The sequence below is a fragment of the Candidatus Zixiibacteriota bacterium genome, from assembly GCA_035380245.1.
Taxonomy (GTDB): Bacteria; Zixibacteria; MSB-5A5; order GN15; family FEB-12; genus DAOSXA01.
In genome coordinates, this window is the sequence record DAOSXA010000001.1 from 132,720 (window position 1) to 153,216 (window position 20,497).

General features: G+C 52.0%; 19 protein-coding genes. 3 read left to right on the forward strand and 16 right to left on the reverse strand.

Annotated elements, in window-relative coordinates; translation table 11 throughout:
- Nucleotides 1-25: 25 nt before the first annotated feature.
- From PLF13_00475 to PLF13_00485, 3 genes are all read right to left on the reverse strand, one after another.
- Entirely contained in the window at nt 26-754 is a 729-nt protein-coding gene (locus PLF13_00475) for a DUF4159 domain-containing protein (protein ID HOP05741.1), read from the reverse strand.
- Nucleotides 755-942: 188 nt separating this feature from the next.
- Complete coding sequence (locus PLF13_00480) at nt 943-2,559, reverse strand: aconitase family protein (protein ID HOP05742.1); 1,617 nt, start codon at nt 2,557-2,559, stop codon at nt 943-945.
- Nucleotides 2,556-3,044: an HIT domain-containing protein gene (locus PLF13_00485; GenBank protein ID HOP05743.1), complete on the reverse strand. Its 489-nt coding sequence runs from the start codon at nt 3,042-3,044 to the stop codon at nt 2,556-2,558. Before PLF13_00485 ends, PLF13_00480 begins: the two co-directional genes overlap by 4 nt.
- Nucleotides 3,045-3,373: 329 nt before the next feature.
- Here PLF13_00485 and PLF13_00490 point away from each other — a divergent pair, with 329 nt between their 5' ends.
- Nucleotides 3,374-3,952, forward strand: coding sequence for a hypothetical protein (locus PLF13_00490; protein ID HOP05744.1), 579 nt, complete (start codon nt 3,374-3,376; stop codon nt 3,950-3,952).
- A gap of 79 nt (nt 3,953-4,031) precedes the next feature.
- Complete coding sequence (locus PLF13_00495; GenBank protein HOP05745.1) at nt 4,032-4,922, forward strand: site-specific DNA-methyltransferase; 891 nt, start codon at nt 4,032-4,034, stop codon at nt 4,920-4,922.
- Here PLF13_00495 and PLF13_00500 read toward each other — a convergent pair.
- From PLF13_00500 to fumC, 5 genes are all read right to left on the reverse strand, one after another.
- Entirely contained in the window at nt 4,861-5,535 is a 675-nt protein-coding gene (locus PLF13_00500) for a hypothetical protein (GenBank protein HOP05746.1), read from the reverse strand. The genes PLF13_00495 and PLF13_00500 overlap by 62 nt on opposite strands.
- 140 nt (nt 5,536-5,675) lie before the next feature.
- On the reverse strand, nt 5,676-6,215 hold the full coding sequence (locus PLF13_00505; protein HOP05747.1) for a hydrolase: 540 nt from the start codon (nt 6,213-6,215) through the stop codon (nt 5,676-5,678).
- Nucleotides 6,216-6,664: 449 nt separating this feature from the next.
- The gene (locus PLF13_00510) at nt 6,665-7,828 is read right to left on the reverse strand and encodes an ABC transporter substrate-binding protein (protein ID HOP05748.1); all 1,164 of its coding nucleotides are present in this window, start codon (nt 7,826-7,828) and stop codon (nt 6,665-6,667) included.
- A 149-nt stretch (nt 7,829-7,977) separates the two neighbouring features.
- Entirely contained in the window at nt 7,978-9,654 is a 1,677-nt protein-coding gene (locus PLF13_00515; GenBank protein ID HOP05749.1) for an NFACT RNA binding domain-containing protein, read from the reverse strand.
- A 291-nt stretch (nt 9,655-9,945) separates the two neighbouring features.
- The gene (fumC, locus tag PLF13_00520) at nt 9,946-11,337 is read right to left on the reverse strand and encodes a class II fumarate hydratase (GenBank protein HOP05750.1); all 1,392 of its coding nucleotides are present in this window, start codon (nt 11,335-11,337) and stop codon (nt 9,946-9,948) included.
- 278 nt (nt 11,338-11,615) lie between these two features.
- On the opposite strand from fumC, the gene PLF13_00525 reads away from it, so the two are divergent.
- Complete coding sequence (locus tag PLF13_00525; protein HOP05751.1) at nt 11,616-12,542, forward strand: hypothetical protein; 927 nt, start codon at nt 11,616-11,618, stop codon at nt 12,540-12,542.
- Between the two features lie 126 nt (nt 12,543-12,668).
- Here PLF13_00525 and PLF13_00530 read toward each other — a convergent pair whose 3' ends face one another.
- The 8 genes from PLF13_00530 to PLF13_00565 form a co-directional block, all read right to left on the reverse strand.
- Nucleotides 12,669-13,205: a hypothetical protein gene (locus tag PLF13_00530; protein HOP05752.1), complete on the reverse strand. Its 537-nt coding sequence runs from the start codon at nt 13,203-13,205 to the stop codon at nt 12,669-12,671.
- Between the two features lie 67 nt (nt 13,206-13,272).
- On the reverse strand, nt 13,273-14,568 hold the full coding sequence (gene yidD, locus PLF13_00535; protein HOP05753.1) for a membrane protein insertion efficiency factor YidD: 1,296 nt from the start codon (nt 14,566-14,568) through the stop codon (nt 13,273-13,275).
- A 572-nt stretch (nt 14,569-15,140) separates the two neighbouring features.
- Nucleotides 15,141-16,724, reverse strand: coding sequence for a lysine--tRNA ligase (gene lysS, locus PLF13_00540; protein ID HOP05754.1), 1,584 nt, complete (start codon nt 16,722-16,724; stop codon nt 15,141-15,143).
- 84 nt (nt 16,725-16,808) lie between these two features.
- On the reverse strand, nt 16,809-17,309 hold the full coding sequence (gene coaD / locus PLF13_00545) for a pantetheine-phosphate adenylyltransferase (protein HOP05755.1): 501 nt from the start codon (nt 17,307-17,309) through the stop codon (nt 16,809-16,811).
- 217 nt (nt 17,310-17,526) lie between these two features.
- On the reverse strand, nt 17,527-18,387 hold the full coding sequence (locus PLF13_00550) for a hypothetical protein (protein ID HOP05756.1): 861 nt from the start codon (nt 18,385-18,387) through the stop codon (nt 17,527-17,529).
- On the reverse strand, nt 18,384-18,815 hold the full coding sequence (locus PLF13_00555) for a helix-hairpin-helix domain-containing protein (protein ID HOP05757.1): 432 nt from the start codon (nt 18,813-18,815) through the stop codon (nt 18,384-18,386). Before PLF13_00555 ends, PLF13_00550 begins: the two co-directional genes overlap by 4 nt.
- 168 nt (nt 18,816-18,983) lie before the next feature.
- Nucleotides 18,984-19,538, reverse strand: a complete 555-nt coding sequence (gene lptC, locus PLF13_00560) for an LPS export ABC transporter periplasmic protein LptC (GenBank protein HOP05758.1) — start codon at nt 19,536-19,538, stop codon at nt 18,984-18,986.
- 50 nt (nt 19,539-19,588) lie between these two features.
- Nucleotides 19,589-20,497 carry a lysophospholipid acyltransferase family protein gene (locus tag PLF13_00565; GenBank protein HOP05759.1) on the reverse strand — a complete coding sequence of 303 codons (909 nt, stop codon included), beginning with the start codon at nt 20,495-20,497 and terminating at the stop codon, nt 19,589-19,591.

The following is a 20,497-nucleotide window of genomic DNA, read 5'->3' on the forward strand; positions in this document are numbered from 1 at the left end:
TCGGTTGGTACTAATATAATCGGTCTTAATACAACAAGGCATAAGTCAGAAGATTCAAACCCATCCGGAACGCTTCCTGACGTTTCTCCTCCGGGTCCTTGTGCACCTGGGGATCTTCCCAGCCGTCGCCGATATCCGCCTCGACCAGAAAATACACCACCACCCGTCCGTCCAGAATCACGGCGTAACCACGCGGCGGTTTGCCGTCGTGCTCGTGGATTTTCGGCGGTCCCGAGGGGAAATCGTAAAAACAATGATAAAGCTCGTGATCGAAAGGCAGTTCCACAACCTCTCGCTCCGGGAACAAATCACTCAATTCCGCCCGGAAAGACTCATCCATACCGTAACTGTCGTTGACGAACAAAAATCCGCCTTCCGACAGGTACTGCCGTAATCGTTCTTTTTCCTCAGCCGTAAAATCTATCGAGCCGTGACCGGTCGCAAACAGGAACGGATATTTGAACAGGTCGGGATCGTCGATCGTTACCACGTGCTCCATCGTATCGACCGCGAATGAACTGTTATCACTAATAAATCGCAGGAAGTTCGGCACCGCCGATCCGCCCCAATACCAGTCGCCGCCGCCTGAATAATGCAGCCGCGCCACCTTGACGTCCGAGGGGAACCCGGCCTTCGTCTCGACCAGACCGGCCATCGGCGCAATCGAACGAGTCGGTCTTTGAGCTGAAACGGCCGCGGCTATAAACGCCACCGACACCGCAATCAGAATGAAAAAGACGTACTTGTGCCTCATATACCTAATATACAAATGAACCGCCCCAACTGTTGATAAAAAGTCGTTGTGATCATGTTTTATTCAGGGTACCTCTCCCCAACTGCATAAGTGGACAAATAAGAACCTGCGGAGATGTTAACACTCTCCATAACAAACGCACTTCTTTCGACCAATGCTTCCCTCTCCTTCGAACAATGGGGAAAAAACTACATGAACCGGTTCGGTTCGGTGATGACGCCGGTCAGCGCCGTGGCGGCTGCCGTGGCGGGAGAAGAGATATATAAATCCGCCGCCTGAGCCTTTTCGCTTAACTCAATCCCACAGGTCGCGAGGCAGCGCTCCCCCGGCCCCATTTGCAACCAGGGTCGTTCCCCGGCAATCCCGAATCCGGGTTGCGCCACGATCGCCCCAGACTCGGCAAATACCCGCACGAGTCCCTTCTTGAGCGCTTCCAGATAAACCGTTCGCGAAGCCGGATAAACGATCAGGCGGACATTTTCGTGTACCCGGTTTCCCTTGAGGATATCGGCCGCTATTCTAAGATCATCGAACCGGCCGTTGCAACCGGTCCCGATCAGCACCAGCGATATCGGCACATCGGTCGTTTCAGCCACCGGCTTGATTTGATCGAGTCCGCCGGGGCATTTAATTTGTGGCGGTATGTGCTCGATGTTGATCTGATATATCTGATCGTAGGTGGCATTTTTATCGGTCATCACCGGCTCGAACGGTCCCGTGGCCCGGCCGTTTAGAAACCGCCGCGTCGTCGAGTCGAACTGGCACATCGCTCCGGCCGTTCTCATCGCCGCCGTCAGAAGCGACAACGTGTACCGCTCGCTTATATTCATCTGGGTAATCGATGAACCGTGATACTCGACCACCTTTCCGGCGACATCATCCTTGCCCATCTGGGCCAGGATCGAAAGCGCAATGTCCTTGGTATAGACCCCGCGCATCCTGCGGCCGTTGACATCGACTCGCATAGTGCCCGGCACCACCGCGGCGGTCTTGCCGATAGCCCAGAGCCTGGCCATCGCCTCGGGCGCCAATTGTATTCCAATCCCGGAGAGACATCCAAGCGAACTGATCCGCTCATCCGTACCGACCGCCAGTCGCCCGGCCGCTACCGTCCCGGACTCGACCATCACCTGGTGCGGACATCCCTCCACGAAATCGAACAGCGCTTTCAGTCGCTGGCGACCGGCGAAATCCCGAATTTTTTTATGCGCTCGGGCCATGTCGACATCCACCGCCCCCATCACATTATCCAGCGCCAGCGCGATCTTGGCCGAGTTCCAGACATACTCGACCCCCATTTTCCCGAACGCCTCGATCAGATCGACACCGTTCTCGTGCGCTACCGCCAAATCCGGCTCGATCTCAACTTCCTGGCCGGCCTCCACCCGGCCTTCACCGGCCGCTCGTGCGAACAGCTTCTGCACCGCTGTTTGCTGCCCCCATAACGACTGACCGGACGAGGCCGTCTTTTCACCGGGGAACGCCAGCTCGAGCTGTTCCAGTTTCAGAAACGCCGGTTTCTCGCGGATGCCGTATTTGCGCCGCCAGTTATAGAACGCGGCTTTGGAAATACCCAACTCGAGCCCGCAGCGGTCGTCGTCGCCGAACCGCTCCCAGAGACTGCGAATCTCCCGCTCTGAAAATTTCGGCTGAGAATGTCTCGGGACATTTTTCTTCCGCCGCCAATAAGCCACCAGATACGCCGGCACACCGCCGAGGCGTTCGCCGATTTTTTCATCGGTCTTGTACAGCTTCTGAAGCTGCACCAACTCTGCCTTGGTCGGGATCCGGCGCTTCCTGGTCATTGCGCCGCTAACTCCTTCCGGAGAATTTCGTAGATAGGTTCAAGCGGTACCGAGATCACCTTGGTTTCACCGATCACCGGCATGAAATTAGTGTCGCCGTTCCAGCGCGGCACCACGTGCATGTGCAGGTGTTCCGGGATCCCGGCCCCGGAGCTTTCGCCGAGATTCATCCCGAGATTAAGCGAATGCGGTTTGATACCGCTCTTGATCGCACGCACGGTGCGTCGCGTCAACTCAAAAAACTCGATCGCTTCTTCTTCAGTCAGGTCCTCGACATTCCCAACATGGCGATTAGGGATGATCATCGTATGACCGGAATTGTACGGGTATTTGTTCAGAATAATCGCACAGGTCTTGCCGCGATAAACGATCAAGTTTTCGATCGTATCCGGCATCTTGAGACGGTTGCAGAAAACACAACCTTCTTCTTTCTTGCCGAGTACGAACCCGGCTCTCCATGGCGCCCAGATGGTATTGTCAGACATAGCGTTGTATAATAAACAAATTATTTCCGTTTGTCCATCGACCGCTTTAGTTTTTTTTGACTGAGCTATCCGCTTAGATCATAAAAAGTTACTTGGGTTGCCAGATATCCTTTCGGTATTCTATCGCTACAACAGAACAACGCGGCCACATCCATCGTAACCTGCTGACAGTGAACCGGAAACCGCCGGATTCATCGTCAATCATCCGGAGTCATGCTTGAATTGGAAACCCTACGATAATTGCATTGACCAAACAACACAGTTTCTCTATCATCATTACATTGATACCGAGATACCAACGATAATTATTTTTGGAATGGTGGGAGACTATGAGAGTAAGTAAGTACGCAATCATCACAGCAATCCTGTGCATCTTACTCGCGGCATCTGCCGCCAACGCCTTCGACGGCAAGCGCAAGGGCTTCGTGCTCGGCGGCGGACTGGGCTACGGACCGCTGGCCAGATTGACCATCGACTATTCCAGCAACGACAACTACGACAACTCCGGCAGTGCCTCCCTGAACAACTCAGGACCGGCCACCAGCGTCCTGATCGGTTACGCCTGGGACGAGCACAATATGATCGTCTACCTTCGCGAGGCCGTTTTCTACAAAGTGCGTGAAGAGACTTTCGGTCAGGGCTTTGGAGGCGCGGCTGTTTACCATTACTTCGGTCCGGTGGGGCGCTCTTTCTACGTTGTCGGCGGATTGGGCCTTCAGGACTGGTTCACGTTCATCGACGGCGACTACGAAAGTAACGATGCCGGCATCGGGGTTTTGATCGGCGGCGGCTATGAGTTCGCCCGCCATGTCCAGATCCACGGCACGGTTTCCTTCGGCAGTACCAGCGACCTGTATGACTACACGCATACCCAGATCGCTCTGTATATCTCGGCCGTGGCCTTCTGATTTGACCTGATGGAGGGGACTTTCGTGTCCTCTCCTTTTTGTTGATCCCTGCTCGTTCCCACCGCTTCTTGATTTCGTCATGAAAACAGCGACGGCAAAAACTCAGAACCGGCTCACGGTTGGACAGATTTGGCGTGACCCCGAAAACCGCCATGTCGTAGGCTGCGGCGATGCTGTCGATCCCGGCTTTATCCATGAATTGATGCACGGCAATCTCGCAACGCTGGCCGTGCACGACCCGCCCTATAATCTGGTCATGTTCAAGAAACGCTCGGTGGCGGAGTTTATCGACTGGTGCCGCGAATGGATCGCGATAACTTCCGAACATTTGACCGATCCGGCCTCGCTCTACGTCTGGCTCGGCGCCGACCAGAAAAAACATTTCCAGCCGCTGCCGCAGTTCATGGCCATGATGGCCGAAACCGATTTCGACTCCCGCTCCTTCATTACCATGCGCAACCAGCGCGGCTACGGTACACAGAAGAACTGGATGGCCATCCGGCAGGAGCTGCTCTACTACACTCGCGGCAATCCGTCGTTTGCGGTCGGTTATACCGACATCCCCAAAATCCTCCGAGGCTATTATAAGAAAGTAAATGGGCAACGTACTGAAAATCTGGAGCGCTCGAAAAGCAACTGCATTCGTCCCGGCAATGTCTGGGTGGATATCCAGCAGGTGTTTTATCGCATGGAGGAGAACGTCGAGCCTTGTCCTGCCCAGAAGCCGCTCAAGGCCATCGAGCGGATTATTGAAACCTCCTCCGCGCCCGGCGATATCGTGATCGATTTCTTCTCCCACAGCGGCACGACTCTGATCGCGTGCGAGCGACTCGGTCGTCGTTGTATCACCTGCGATCTCGACTCTTATTTTGCCGAGATAACGATCCGCCGCCTCGAACATTTCCGCGCTACCGGCAAGACTGGCTGGCAACGCGACGATCCCTTCGCCGGTAGGCTTTCGGCGCCATGATAAAGCGCTCTATCCAGAAAACGAAGATTCCGATCGCCGGCAGCAGCAGGAGCAAAAACAGCACCATGTCCCAGACGTTTAACCGCTCTGTGCTGTAGAAGCGATCCACAGACATCAACACCGGTTCCTCGTCGAACTGCGCCAGTGCCTCGGCCGCATCGCTGAAGTTGTAGAGAGAATCTTCACGAGTATCTATAATGAATCCCTTGTCGTCGCTCACCAAAACGATGCTGTCGCCATCGACCGCCAGATCTGTGACGTTCGTCAGAAGAGGTCTGCCTCCGATCCCTCCGTAGGTGATAAATCCCTCGGTCGTAACATCTATCATCTCCAGGGAGTATCCGTTTGTAATCGGTACTCTGAAGCCGTCCCCGATCCCCATATCCACACCGCGACCCAGTTCACAGATCAAGGCGTAAACAATGAAAGCGATAAAACCGTAGAAAAGCAGCACATAGGGAAGTGCAGCCGCTGCCAGAGGACGCGCGGTGTTCTCCGGAGCACCAGACTTCTTCTGTATCCGCTGACTGACATACCAGAAGACGAACGCCACCGGAGAAAACACAATCATGAATATCAACCCCATGGCCATCAAGACAAAACCTGCACCCAACACGAACTCCCTGTTATGTAGATGAACGAAACTCCCTCATGCAGCTTATACACAAGACTGACAAGGACAAGACTATCCTTTTTTGCAAACAGCGGATCGTTCGATTCCCTCCGGCACTCCCTATAAACCGATGAGAATAGTTACTTCACCAGCTTGATAATCTGCCTGAACTTGTCCCCTTCGGCAGTCACCAGCATCTCGAACAAGGACTGCTCCACCGCGGTCACGTTGACGCCGAGATCGCGCATTGCCTCAATTGCGATTCGCTTGTTCCCCTTGAAGCGCGATGAGACCGCGTCCGCCACGAGATATACTTCGTAGCCCTCTTCGATCAAATCCTGCGCCGTTTGCCAGACACAGACGTGAGTCTCCATCCCAACGATGAGCACCTGAAAGCGGTCGGTCTTTTTGAGCGCCGTCATGAACACCTCGTTACCGCAGCAGGAGAAGGTTTTCTTGACCAGCGGTTCTTGTCCCGGGAACAGCTCCTTGATTGAATCGATCGTTGGACCGAGTTTATCCGGAAGTTGTTCGTTCCAGAGGATCGGAATCTCGAGTATCTGACAACCGCGGATCATCCGCGAGGCCGCCTCGTAAAAATCCTCTTTCTTGTCCATCAGCGTGGCGAGCTTCCCCTGAATATCGATCACGACCAAAACCGCATTGTCTATTATCAGCATTCTGTCACCTATATGATCTAATTGTAATTTCTTCCATCATTTTACGCATCAATCCAGCATACTCCAGAAATCCTGCAAATACGTGAAGGTTGATTCGGATTCGAAAAGTAACAGCTTTTCTTAAAATACCTCAGACAGAGTTCTTAAGTCCAGACATTTTCTGATGTGTTGTCAAACACATAAATAACATACAAAAGAAGTATTTTTCTTGAAGAACAGATAGACCAGTTAAGTAGTGTCCGACATATCCGTTCTATGACATTCTCTGACCCTATATTCAAATAATCAAAAGAAAGATCGTACTTCCGCAGAAGCGACAAAAGGTGAGGCATTCGTTTTTGATCCCATTCATGAACAGGTCAGTTATCAATAAATGGACTATACTGACATTCTATTAAAAAAGCGCATTGGAATGAATGCGCTTCGTTAATTTTCTGATCAGATGATCGTTATTCCAGAAGTACGATTTTGTTGTCTCGGAACTCAATCAGGAATACTTCATCCGATCCCTGATGGTCATTCGGACTGAAAGAAAGTTTGAAGCCGCCCAGGTCGAATCCGCCGGGCTTTTCAATGGCTTCGATGAGTTTTTCCCGAGTAGGCTCTCCCTCAATTCGTTCCAGTATCCGGCAGAAGAATTTGGCGGTAAGAAAACCTTCGAGCGAAACAAACTCAATCTGCCCGGGACCGTAACCTGCTTCTTTCATCAGGTGATTATATTCTGCTACTACGGGAAGAGTTGTATCCCACGGGAATGGGACAACTTCTGAAACTATACAGCCATTGCCCATATCACCCAGGGCATTCATAAAAGAAGTCGCCCCAACAAATGAAACACCACAAAATACGGCATTCTCAAGTTCAGGGGTATGGAGCGCCGATTTTATAAACACGGCACAGGGCATATAGACGCCGATCAGAACGACCGCTTCCGGTTTGGCCTCCCGGATAGTAGCAAGTCCCTGCTGAATCGCAAGGCTGTTGCGTATGTAGCTGCCCTCTGCTGCCAATTCCATACCGCGGTCAGCCAAAGCCTCCCGAAGGTCAATCAGTCCGGTATTTCCGAAGGCGTCGGCCTGATAAAAACAGGCTATGTTCTTGTATCCAAGATGATCTATCAGGTGCTCGCAGATTTTCTCCATTTCCTGTCTATAACTGGAACGTATATGAACCACCCATTCATTGAATGGCTCTCGCAGTTGTACCGCGCCCGAGAATGGAGCCAGAAAAGGGATCTTCTCCTGAGTAATAAGCGGTAGAACAGCTTGCGAGGTAGGCGTTCCAAACTCACTGATCAGGCAAAAGACGCTGTCGATACTGACCAATTTGCGAGTGGCCTGGGCAGCTCTAAGAGGATCATAACCATCATCATAGGCTATCAACTCAATTGAACGGCCTCTGATCCCGCCGTGAGCGTTGATGTAATCGAGATAGACATTAACACCCCGATTGAGAGCCTGACCGACATCGGAAGCAATTCCGCTCAGGGCACACGACTGGCCCACTAGTATACGATTTTCGGTAACACCGACTTCACTTGAAACTGTCGAGACAATTACCATCAACGACAGTATCGCCACGATAATTTTTGAGTAACGCCTGATCATGGACATTATTATAGACTAATCGCTTTATTGAGATAAACACCCTTTTACTTATAATTCGACTATATACCCTGAATCCTTTAACGGTCCAGGGAATCCTTAAAACGATGGTAAAACAACTCTCCCTGGTATTCTTTTATCGGCAGAGAAAAAGATCTTTATGCTTTTGGAGGGGTAGGTGCAACCATGATGGATTTCTCACGCTCGACCGTCACCAAACCTGGTTTGGCTTTGCGTGGTTTACGAACATAACGCCGCTGAGTGTAAATTACCGGCACGAGACTGTCACGGCGAGCCTTGCTGTGAAAGGCCGCAATCGCAGCCGTTTCGGTAATTTCGGCCTTGGAGGGCTCAAATGATTTATTCGGGAATTTCATGACAACATGCGAACCGGGACATTGCTGGGTGTGGAACCATAGTTCGTAGGGTTTGGCAAAATCGAACGTCGTGCGGTCGTTATCGGCTCCGTCCCGTCCGACGAATATGATCAAACCCGAGCTGAGGCTGTATTCCCGGTACGGCAAACGCGGCTGAGATTCGCGCCGTCCCGCCTCGCGCGGCAGGAGCGACTGAAGTTCCTCATCGTATTGTTTGACAGCGCTGCCGAAGTTGGTATCGAGAGCCTCGGACAAACATCGTAGCCGGTCGATTTCCTGCGCGGTAATTTCAAGTCTTCGCTTTAGCAGATCATAGCCGTCGCGTCCCTTGCGATAGCGACGAACATAAGATTCGATATTATCCTGTGGGGTTTGTGCCGGATCGAGCGCTACTTCGATTTTAACTGTCGGATCGGTGTAGACATCGACGACAACCACCGAGGTCATCCCTTTTTTCAGCAGATTAAAATGTATTTGCAGCAATTCGGCTGTGCGGCGGTAAGTTTCGAAATCTTCTGCCTCGTCGATATCGTGTTTGATGTTCGCTAGTTTGCGTTCAACCCGTTTAAGAGCACGTTTGACGGCATCACGAATACACTTTTCTTCGTCGTCGGCTTCAACTCCCGAGCGGCGAGAAATGACAATCTGTTGCACGGCGAGCGAGAGCGATTTGAATTTCCGGGGTTGCTCCTCGGATGACTTGAGTTTGAAGGGATAAGCCTGAAAACCGCCCGCTATATCGTAAAGGTATCCGGCGCCAATCTGTGCAAATTGCCCGGTCAGCCAGGATACGGCGCCGATCAACCTCTCCCCTTCGCTTTCGCTGATCTCATTGAACACGGTTGAATCAAGATCAGCTCTGGCAACAGCTTCACGGGCAAGCGTGCGATTGAATCCGAGCAGGTTTTTCTCCAGAACCGTAGTTGGACGTTGATCGTGATTGGCATTAACGAGTTGTTCAAAAGCAGCCCGGTCGAATTTCCTTGGATCGATCCGGTTCGCCGGGAGCGGCATTGGGGCATATTCCTCGTTCGGGTCATACTGCCGCTTGCGCAAGGTGGCGGTGCGCCTACGTTCCGTATTGAGTAACCATAAATTGCCGTTGGGACCGAGTGCTTCATAGATTACATAGCCGGTCGTATCACCCTTGACGATCGTCAATTCAAAAACACGATCAAGGCCGAACTGATGGATCTCGGCGATATGCCCTCCCGCGATATCGAACACCGGCCAGGGTTTTTCACGCGTTTCGATCGCAATCTTGGAGGCTGGAATTAGAAAAGTGCCGTGTCCGGCCGGATGATAGACGAATCCGAGAGCCAGGCGGATTTTGTCTTTTTTCAGAACCAGATAGGCTGCGCGTTCCTTTTTATAGAACTCGGTCGCGACAACTTCCGCTCCGAGCACCTCGCGTTTTAATTCCGCGACAAGATTGAGTATGTGAAGCGATGTTTGCACGGGCGGAATATAGGGCGTTGACGGTTGAACGGCAATCTTGATATCTGCTGAAGGGAGCGGAAAAAGGTTGTAATTCAACCGTAGACGTGAACAAATCCAAACTGGAATCTGTTATAGGATTAGTAACTCCTGGTTGGCGCCGGGACCGGGACGGTCTCAACGGCAAAGGAACCTGAAGCGGGGTACGGAAGCCCCGCTTTTTTATTGTCGAGTAGACCAGTCGACCGATATGAAAAAGACCCACCGGACGGCGGGCCTTTTTGATATATGTAGTCTCTATGAAGAAAAAGATCAGGCTTTCGGGCCGATCATCTTCTCCGGACGAACTTTCTCGTCGAACTCAGCCTCGGTCAGCAGCCCAAGTGCTACCGCCGCCGCCTTGAGCGTGGAACCGTCCTTGTAAGCCTTCTTGGCTACCTTGGCGGCGTTGTCGTAACCGATATGCGGATTGAGCGCGGTCACCAGCATGAGCGAGTTGTTCAGGTTGTGCTTGATGTTCTCCTTGTTCGGCTCGATCCCCACCGCGCACTTTTCGGTGAACATCTCACAGGAATCGGAAATCAAGCGGATCGACTGCAGCAAGTTGTAGATCATCACCGGCTTGAAGACATTCAGCTCAAAATGGCCGGTGGCGCCGCCGATATTGACCGACACATCGTTGCCGATCACCTGCGCCGCAACCATGGTCATCGCCTCGCATTGGGTCGGGTTAACCTTACCGGGCATAATCGAGGAACCCGGTTCATTGGCCGGGAGAGTAATTTCGCCGATACCGCAACGTGGACCGCTGCCGAGCAGGCGGATGTCGTTGGCGATTTTCATGAGCGAACAGGCGATAGTCTTCATCACGCCGGAGGCCTCGACAATCGCATCGTGCGTAGCGAGAGCCTCGAACTTATTCGGCGCCGTCACGAACTTGAGGCCGGTCAACTCGGCGATCTTGGCCGCGGAGCGCACGGCGAACTCGGGATGGGCGTTAAGACCGGTTCCCACCGCAGTGCCGCCAAGAGCCAGCGGGTAAAGCCGCTTGAGACAGTCATTGATGCGGTCGAGACCGAGGGTTAACTGGGCCGTGTAGCCGGAAAACTCCTGGCCTAAGGTCAGCGGTGTGGCATCCATGAGGTGGGTGCGGCCGATTTTGATGATATCTTTGAACTCCTCGGATTTCTTGGCGAGGGCATCGCGCAACCGGGTCACCATCGGGATCAACCGGCGATGGATTTCCTCGACGGCAGCGATGTGCATCGCGGTCGGGAAGGTATCGTTCGAGGACTGCCCCATGTTGACATGGTCGTTGGGGTGAATCGGGTCCTTGGAACCGAGCGTGCCGCCGGCCATTTCGATGGCGCGGTTGGAAATCACCTCGTTGGTGTTCATGTTGGACTGAGTGCCGGAACCGGTCTGCCAGACCACCAGCGGGAAATGATCATCGAGCTTGCCGTCGATCACCTCATCGGCTGCCCTGACGATCAGGTCGCCCTTGTCGGCAGGCATCTTGCCCAGGTCCATATTGACCAGGCAGGCGGCTTTCTTGAGGATACCCATAGCCCGAATCAACTCGCGCGGCATCCGTTCGCCGCCGATGCGGAAATTTTCGAGCGAGCGAGCGGTCTGACAACCATAATAGCGGTCGGCCGGGACTTTCATCTCGCCCATAGTATCTGTTTCTACACGGAATTCCATAACTCCTCCGGGCCACATGGTGGCTTTCTTAATAATCAGAACTTCACATTTATGCCGGGCAATATACGAATTGGCCGGCGTGAGGCAAGGTCGATTAGCCTGAAAATTCAGAGCGGAGAGAACGGAATCCGGAGATCCGGCCAACAACAACCGATATGAACCACCGTCCGGAGCAGCACCATCTTATCGAGGTATGTATCTTCAGCACCTTGACTTACGGTAAAAGATCGCTATCTTGTTTCAAATCAATACAGAGTTCTCAGGAGGTATATCCACGCATGAAACGTCCCATTCGCATTCGAAGCGTTGTATTATTTCTGATCCTGTTCATGTCGGCCGGCGCTGCCCGGGCCGAATTTTACCGGGGACGTGTGGAGCTCAAAGACGGCGTCATTTATGCCGACGTGAGTTTCAGGCTGGATCAGGTCAAACAGGAGATGATCATCCAGCCGGATCGCACTCAATATAAATTCCCCGATGAAATCATTATCTCTCTCAACGACATCGCATCGGTGCTCGATCCGACGGGAAAAGATATTACGGCCGAAGTTGTCAGTGGTTCATACCGAGGTGACGACAAAGGTGACACCCAGAAAGAAACTCCCGATCGCCGATGGAAAACCATGTTTTGTGTTGGGGCTGAATACAGCCTGTTGAGCGGTGACTATTTCGATGGACTGGACGCCGGTTTCGGATTCGACATCGCTCTCGTTTTTTCCATTACCAGGGATTTTTCACTTCGTTTATGCGCCGGACGCACCAGTCTCTCAGGCGAATCCGATGCCATTACCTATGAAACCGATCAGAATCACAGTGTCGTTGACCAGGATTTCTCGGGCAACATCTGGAGATATTTAATCTGCGGCCAGTACAACAGCTACATGAACGCCAGTGACACAAACGACATATCCATGTTTTACATCTATGGCGGATTGGGATCGGCCACCGTCTCGCGCAGTCTCGATGTCGTCATCAGGGATAACACCGGACAGACATCTTCCGAATCGGTCAGTGCCTCGGAGTCACGGTTTGCCGGGTGTTGCGGTATCGGCATGGTACGGAAGATATATCGGAATATCTCCGGTGATGTCGCGCTGCATTGGAGTGTCGTCTATGCGGACGAAGAACTGGACGATTTTGGCTATGGTTCCGCTCAACTCGCCCATGTCGTGTCTTTACGGGCGGGATTGTCGTTTCATCTTTAATTCGGGTAATTTCGCCCGTGAACAGCTTCAGCAGTCCGTAAAATACAGTTAGAAGTAGAAGGTAATATAAACCGCAGGACAGAGCTCCCATGAGGGATTGCTCTGTCCTACAACTGCTTCTGATTATTACTCAACTTGTACTTGTACAGTACCTGCAAGTTCAGCATCTATCAGCGTTCCAGACGGAATCGATGCATCTTCACCCTGCATCAGTAAGAACAGCACACAGCAGAGAATAGTGAAGATTACACTTTCCGTTGTCTTAGATTGGCCACCTGAATACTTCGTCCCATAGAGCGCAACATTAGTTCCATCTACAGCTTCAACAGACCGGACTGATAATCCTATTTCAGCATTGACACCTGCCATGCCTTTCTTCTTAGCCGCTGTAATCTCACCATGTGCAGAGGCACCGGCAGCGATGACAGTCTTACCCTGGATTATTACATCAGAGGCAACTCTCAAAACAACCCGATCACCGATATGCAGATTCCTAGGGTGAAGCTCCTCAACGGTACGCAAACTGACTACAGTTCCTGCCGGTACAGTAATAGACTCCGCAGAAAAGGCAAGTTTTGGAGTAAACGCATGCACCGCAGCTATAATAGCAATTATGTATCTAAGTCTTCTCATGATTAATTTTGCAGATGTAACAAGTTTCATCCTTCTCATCCTCCGTAACTGCACATTTAGTTCATCCATATAGATATTAAATAACTATTTGCTTCGATTAAAATCTTATGCCGAAGTTCACCATAGTACAAATCTGTGAATCATAGTGATTCATTCGTCTCTGAACACTTGCAACCGCGCCATATATATTGCCAGTGTACCAACCAATTGATAGCACGCTCAGCAACACTCCCGCTCCAACATTATCTCTCGAAAATGCTTCATATGTTGATAGAATAAACAAACCATTTACAAGAAACGATGATATGGCCGTCCCCCTGTAACCGGCATAATAATAACCTAGACCGGGTACTATCGAGAGTATTCCGGCCTTCGTAGCACTTTTATTACCGATAATACTTCGTTCACGACAGAGATTCGCATCATCGACAGCAATTGACGAAAATTTAGAAGACTTTGATATTGTCTTAAATAACCTACCGGCCTCATCCCACTGGTGTTGGTTTACGAGGGCTATTCCTTGAAGAAAAGAAATCTCATTACTAGTCATGTCAGACGATGGTTCAAGCTGACTCAAGTATTCAAAAGCCAATCTGTAATTTCCAAGTAGCAGATAACAACGTGCGATATCCACACCAAGCCTGGATTGGAAATAAACTGAATCAGGTCCCTCAATCAAACTCAGTCCCCACCAGGCTGCTTCTTGAAATTCCTCTGCACGCATGTAACATAGGAAAATAGACAGTGATGCCGACCTGCAATAGCTACTCATAGGATATTGCCACAGGAGTCTCTTGAATTCTATTGTTGCTTCAATCCAACTGTCAGTCATCATCAGTTGATTTGCAAAGCCCCATTGCAGACTGTCAGATGATCCGACATTTGAAGTTAATACACATGAAGCTTTATCACCTATTGATTCAGCAGAAGGATTACTTGTCACAGATTCTTCGCGAGCGTCTATGTCCATACCAGTTGAGTCAATTACTTCGGATATTTGAAGTTCTAGTGAATCAATAAATCTCGGGTGACCGGCGACAGTTATTGACTCATAATAATCCAAATCATGACCACAACGTAGCAGCCTGTCCGCTGTCAACAGCCATGCCTTCACTGGATTAAATCGTTCAAAAGCCAATCTGCTGTATGCGGAGCAGTGAGGCACCATTGGACATCCCGTTCCTTTGCTTGGACTTATTAGTGTTTGATACAGCGATAAACTACTCGATGCGAGTAATCGTTGTGGTGAAACGGGAGTCGGTTGTTTTAGCTGATTCTTTCCTGATCCACCTTCACTCTCGACATATGCCGGCTTTGAGATAACCACCTGGCTCGCTTGACAACAAGCGTTAGCCGTAAAGCCTAATAGTTGAACAACAACACTGATGAGCAAAACTAAGAAGCTTCTAATGCTACCCTCCGATGAAGGATTATCAGTAGGTTTGATTACAGTTTACATGATTATGGGGTATTTTGTCAAGTATCATTGATAGACAAAAGAACCAATGTTGAAAACAGAAAGCCGGAGTCTCATCGACTCCGACTTTCACGATCAAGACGATTTTATATAATGGTAAGCGTTTCTGCGCAACGATAGTTTTTCTATCAGGGGGCAAACAACCTGACCGGCATTTAATACAGCTCCATTAATAAGCTAGGCGTCAAGGTAAATCACTGACGCCTGGTTGGTCATTATCAAATGATTCGAGAGGTGTCGGGTTTCTGTGTTCCCGGGGCTTCACCCCCGCTCACTTCGGAATCCGACCTACGACAGCGGCGGAGTTCCCACCCGTGGACGGATGGGTCACCAGCCGGAGAGCTCGCATGAAAACGCCCGGGATCTCGGGAATACCGGGCTACGGCGGTTGTTGCCGGTGCTGAAAACCACAGCATCACCAGTAGGACAGGGATACCGGGCTACGGACTTGGGCACGTCTCGGAGAGACGTGCCCAACAATTCCTGTCTTAGTCTTCGCCCTCTTCCTCGGCCAGTTGGACGAGGATTTTCGAGACCGGTACGTTGCCTTCCTTGATATCCTTCATCTGCGGGAAAAGCAGGACGTCGCGGATGTTGTGCTGATTGGTCAGCAACATGATCAAACGATCGATGCCGAATCCCAGTCCACCGGTCGGCGGCATGCCGTAAGCCAGCGCGGTGATAAAATCATCATCGAGCGGCTGGGCCTCTTCGTCACCGGCTTCGAGCGCTTTTCCCTGCTGGAGGAAACGCTGGATCTGGTCGATCGGATCGTTCAACTCGCTGAAAGCGTTTCCCATTTCCTGGGTGGCGATAAACAGCTCGAAGCGCTCCGTCAACCGCTCGTGGTCGCGATGAGCCTTGGCCAGCGGTGAGATTTCTTTGGGGAAATCGGTAATGAAAGTCGGCTGAACCAACGTCGGCTCGACCGCACTCTCCCAGACCGCCTCGACCACCTTGCCCCAATTGATCAGCTTCTCGACATCCTCGACATACGGCTTAGCCGCAGTTTTGGCTTCCTCGAAACTCATCGGACCGAAATCGACCCCGGTCGCCTCCTTGATCGAGTCGATCATCGACACCCAGCGGAACTCCGGCTCGAAATCAATCATGTGGTCGCCGTAGGGAATGCGATAAGTCCCATGGAGCTCGAACACCACGTGCCGGAACATCTCTTCGATCAGCCGGGCGATATCGCGATAGTCGGCGTAAGCCCAGTAGAGTTCGATCATCGAGAATTCCGGATTGTGCAGACGGTCGATCCCCTCGTTGCGGAAATCCTTGCACATCTCCCAGACCTTCTCGAAACCGCCCACGATCAACCGCTTGAGATAAAGTTCGTCGGCAATGCGCAGATACAACTCACGACTCAGGCGGTTGTGGTAGGTCTTGAACGGCAGCGCGTTACCGCCGCCGTAGAGCGGCTGCAGAATCGGCGTCTCGACCTCAAGGAAACCGCGCTCGTTAAGGAAATCACGGATCAATTGAATAATCCGAGTGCGTTGCCGGAAAACATCGCGCACCTCGGGATTGACGATCAGATCGGCATAGCGCCGACGATACCGCGTTTCGACATCGGTCAGCCCGGCGTGCTTGTCCGGCAACGGATGAAGCGCCTTGCAGAGCAACTCGAATGATTCGATCGAAAGGGTCTTCTCACCTGTACGGGTAACGAACAAGGTTCCTTCACAACCGAGAATATCGCCGAGATCAAGCGAGTCGAACAGAGCATAAGCCTCCTCACCCACGTTGTTGAGCTTGGCGTACACCTGAATTCGTTCGGAACCGTCGCGAATGTCGGCAAAGGTCGATTTACCCATTTTCCGTTTGAGCATGATTCTTCCCGCCACGCGCACTTTGGTTGCATCGGCCGCGAACTGCTCGAATTTCTCCCGCAACTCGGCGATATCATGCGTGCGTGTGTAACGATACGGGTAGGCGTTGATCCCTTCCTCCCGCAACTGACGAACTTTGGTCAGACGGGTGCGTATCAACTCCGCCAGCGGAATCTGGGTCTCACTGTCGGAAGGGACCTGATTGTTGGCCTGGGGCTCATCCTGAGAATGGGTCATAATAGAATCTCTGAAAAAGAAGGTAACGTTATATAGATCATTTGTTCTGCCTGTCGGGATTCCTCATGAGGGCGACAGCGCTGCTTAGCGCGAGGTTTTTTTAACGATAGCCGCAGCCACCAGCTCCGGGACCAGTGAGGTGATATCGCCACCGTGAAAAGCGACATCCTTGACGATAGTCGAGGACAAATAAACCCAGGACAATGCCGGCATTAAAAACACCGTCTCGATATCCCGAGCCAGTTTGCGGTTCATCAAAGCCATTTGAAATTCGAATTCAAAATCGGATACGGCTCGCAAACCGCGAACAATCGCCGTCACGTTCAACTCCATGGCCAGATTAGCCAGGAGTCCGTCGAAACCGATTACCTCGGCCCTATCTTCATACCCCTCCAGCGCGACAACCTGGCGGACCATTTCGATTCGTTCATCATAAGTGAACATGGGGTCCTTGGCTTCGCTCCTGGCCACCGCTACGTAGAGCCGGTCAAAAAGATTCAGCCCGCGCTCGATCAGCGAGATATGACCATTGGTAACCGGATCGAAAGTTCCGGGGTATATTGCTATGCGTTGCTGTTGACTCATCGTATCGTCTTATCCTCTTAAGGCGGGACAATATAACGATTGATCGCCAAAGTGCAAACGATTAAACATTCCGCGCCTGACAGACCCTGTCGAAAACGCTCCTTCACGGCAAAGACAGGCCGTTTTGCTATACCGCCTGGAACCCTTAGCAGGCGATTTTGTATCGCCGGCATTGAGGTTGTTATTTGAATTGGATATAGAACCGCACGGCCATTCGTCACTCCGGTACGGTCAGACCGAGAGCAACCAGGTATTTTTCCAGCGGTATTTTCTCGGCTTGTCCCGGATTGCGGAAAAAGCCCCCGGATATGCTCGGCCAGGCCACCTCGACTCGAAACAGCTCGGTAATTGCCGCCCGGATCGGTTCGCTAAGACAATCCCCGGACAATACCAATCCCGATAGCGGCCGACTGATACCGTTTTCTGACAGAGCCGACAGTTTAAGCCCCACCAGCATCTTCAACTCGGTCGCCATTCGGCCTATCCCTCCGGCATCATCCAGATCGAACCGTCCCGCCGCAAGATGCGCCACCTGAGCCGGTCGCCCTTTATAAATCAAGGCAACCGAGATAATCTCCCGGCCAACATCAACCAGACAAACGAAATCACCCGAGGTCTGTTTACAAAAATGCAGATAACCCAGGGCAAGGGCAACCCCGCGCGAGCGAACGGTACCCCGGTTGCCGTTGTCGCGCGGCGGCAACAGTCCCGTCAATTGATCGAGCAATTCACCCCTGATCGCCGTGGCGAGCCATCGGTCCGGTTGGGCGGTTTCATAGGCAGAATAAAGAAACACCTGTTCGTCCTCGATCAATGTCTGCGACAGTTCGAACTGTGCCAACAACAACGGATCATGTTTCCCGGGATTCGGCAGTAATAAGTTTTTTGAGATGGCCCGGTTATCCGCCACCGAAAAACGAACCTGTCCATCCTGTACCAGATGATGCTCTCCCAGATTGGCCCGGTCGAACCGCGCCAGCGCCCGTATTTCCGGTCGGCCGGAGTTATCATGCACCCGTGCGATATAGAAGAAATCGCCTCGATTATCAACTCCGATAACAGCAGGGATATCGCTCATTCGGCGCTCACTTTCAAAAACGGTCTGATCTTCTCAAGCGTGGCCGGTCCGATCCCCGGGATATTCGTCAAGTCAGCGAGACTGTCAAAACGATGGTTTTGGCGATATTCGACGATACGTCGCGACAACACCGGACCGAGATGCCGGACCAATTCGAGCGAATCAAGCGGCGCCGTGTTGATATCGACCTGGAAAAAGCCCTCGTAATTGTTTTCGGTCTCGGTCGTGATCGGGGCATATTCCGGCGGCGCCTGCTGCGAGGAGGCATGACTGCGAATGAATGTAAAGGTCGCCAACATCACCGCCGTAGCCGACAACAGACCGACAAACCAAAGTTGACGGCGGGTAAAATCGAAATAGCGGTTCAGGCCCAAAACATCCTCACATTTCTTCGTTGTAAAAAAGACGCGCAAAGATACTAAACGCATTCTGTAAAAGCAACCGGGGGGCTTGAAATCAACGGCGAGTGGAAGATATTGATTCGGCGCAGGTTCGAAGACGGACCTGCACTACGGGGATACGTGCACTTCGCTCATTGGCAGGTCCCGGGGGAAGATATCTGCCATACATCGTAAGGTATTTTATGAAGAAGAAAGTCAGGGTTGTTCAACGCCCGCACCGAAAAGCGTCCCTCGGACTTCGCGCATAATCTTGAACCGGGTGATCTCCTGATCGGAGCGGAATCCATAGCCGGTGGCCCATTCATTCTCTTTGGTTATCCGCACGAACTCATCGGTGGAAATTTCATCGCCGTACGAATCCCAGCGCAAATACTCGGTCTGCAGTTTATAACCGTTGCGACTGACCAGCAACACATTGCCGTAGATATCCATCAGGCCGGTACCCTCACGGATCACCGCTGAGTCCCCCTTGAGCATGCCGCTGGGCATCCCGGTCGAGTCATAACCGTTGATATTCACGACATAGGCCATGCCGGAATCGATGGCCTCGAACTGCACATAATGCTCGAACTGAATGGTGGAAGTCACCACTCCTTTATCGGAGAGGTTGATGATCGCCTGAAACATCTCCGAATCCGGCACCAGAACGGAGTCGGCATCGCCTCGGTCGCTGACAGCCTCACGTTCCGAGCACCCAACGGCGGCCAGAAGAACTGCCGGGGCCAAATATGTCAGAATTCGGTTAATCATCTTCTATTATACGGTTCGGGACCTGCAATGTTAATAATATCGGCAGAAAGTCAAGCAGAGTTTCGCGGTGAGGTAAGCCAGCGGTTTTTCATCCAGATCCACTGATCCCGATATTGATCGATTATCTCTTCCAGAACAGCCGTACAGGCGGCGGTCATCCGGTCCACATCGGCATCGAAATTATCACTACGCTCAATCTTCACTTCCGGCCGGAAAATCAACCGATAGCGATCTCGCTCGGTCCGAAGACAGGCGCAGGGGACAAACGCCGATCCAGCCCTAAGTCCGATATTAGTCTGGCCGATAGGAGTCAGGGCCAGTCGACCGAACACCGGTACGAAGGTGCTGCGAATACGGATTGAGTCGATATCGATCAGCACCCCCAACACCCCTCCGTTTTTCAGCCAGGTCAGGATTTTTCGAGCGGAGTCGGTGGTAGAGATATTGTGGACGCCGAGCGCCTCACGATTCTCGACCAGCATTTTATCGAGACGCCGGTCGTACATTTCCCGGCCAATCACAGCAGTCTTGTACCCTAGACCAGCCACGTGAACTGCCAACAATTCGAAATTTCCCAGGTGCCCGGTAAAGCCGATTACCCCTTTTCCCGCTTTGTAGGCCCGGTCCAGATGTTCCAGCCCCTCGACCTCGATCAATTCCCTGATCTCCGAGTTATAGTGCCGTCGAAAGCGCAGGACCTCGACCAGGCTCTTGCCCGAACCGACGAAAAAACGCTGGGCCGTACGCTCCTTTTCGCGATAGCTCATCTCGTCGCCGTAAACCAGCGAAAGATGCCGCACTATTTTATAGCGCTCCTTCGGCAACAATCCCCAGGCCATAAGCCCCAGTGTCGCTCCGACAAAGAGCGCCGCTTTACGCGGCAGGCAATTCAGCAGGGAGTTCATGGTCCGGGTCAGAAAAAGTGTGAGACCTCGCTTGAGTCGCTTGGTCAGTCGCAT

Bases quoted from the DNA above. Each gene is read 5' to 3' on its own strand.
- PLF13_00475 (HOP05741.1), bottom strand. From the start codon at position 754: ATGAGGCACAAGTACGTCTTTTTCATTCTGATTGCGGTGTCGGTGGCG.
- PLF13_00480 (HOP05742.1), bottom strand. From the start codon at position 2,559: ATGACCAGGAAGCGCCGGATCCCGACCAAGGCAGAGTTGGTGCAGCTT.
- PLF13_00485 (HOP05743.1), bottom strand. From the start codon at position 3,044: ATGTCTGACAATACCATCTGGGCGCCATGGAGAGCCGGGTTCGTACTC.
- PLF13_00490 (HOP05744.1), top strand. From the start codon at position 3,374: ATGAGAGTAAGTAAGTACGCAATCATCACAGCAATCCTGTGCATCTTA.
- PLF13_00495 (HOP05745.1), top strand. From the start codon at position 4,032: ATGAAAACAGCGACGGCAAAAACTCAGAACCGGCTCACGGTTGGACAG.
- PLF13_00505 (HOP05747.1), bottom strand. From the start codon at position 6,215: ATGCTGATAATAGACAATGCGGTTTTGGTCGTGATCGATATTCAGGGG.
- PLF13_00510 (HOP05748.1), bottom strand. From the start codon at position 7,828: ATGTCCATGATCAGGCGTTACTCAAAAATTATCGTGGCGATACTGTCG.
- fumC (HOP05750.1), bottom strand. From the start codon at position 11,337: ATGGAATTCCGTGTAGAAACAGATACTATGGGCGAGATGAAAGTCCCG.
- PLF13_00525 (HOP05751.1), top strand. From the start codon at position 11,616: ATGAAACGTCCCATTCGCATTCGAAGCGTTGTATTATTTCTGATCCTG.
- PLF13_00530 (HOP05752.1), bottom strand. From the start codon at position 13,205: ATGAAACTTGTTACATCTGCAAAATTAATCATGAGAAGACTTAGATAC.
- lysS (HOP05754.1), bottom strand. From the start codon at position 16,724: ATGACCCATTCTCAGGATGAGCCCCAGGCCAACAATCAGGTCCCTTCC.
- coaD (HOP05755.1), bottom strand. From the start codon at position 17,309: ATGAGTCAACAGCAACGCATAGCAATATACCCCGGAACTTTCGATCCG.
- PLF13_00550 (HOP05756.1), bottom strand. From the start codon at position 18,387: ATGAGCGATATCCCTGCTGTTATCGGAGTTGATAATCGAGGCGATTTC.
- PLF13_00555 (HOP05757.1), bottom strand. From the start codon at position 18,815: ATGCGTTTAGTATCTTTGCGCGTCTTTTTTACAACGAAGAAATGTGAG.
- lptC (HOP05758.1), bottom strand. From the start codon at position 19,538: ATGATTAACCGAATTCTGACATATTTGGCCCCGGCAGTTCTTCTGGCC.
- PLF13_00565 (HOP05759.1), bottom strand. From the start codon at position 20,497: ATGCGACTGACCAAGCGACTCAAGCGAGGTCTCACACTTTTTCTGACC.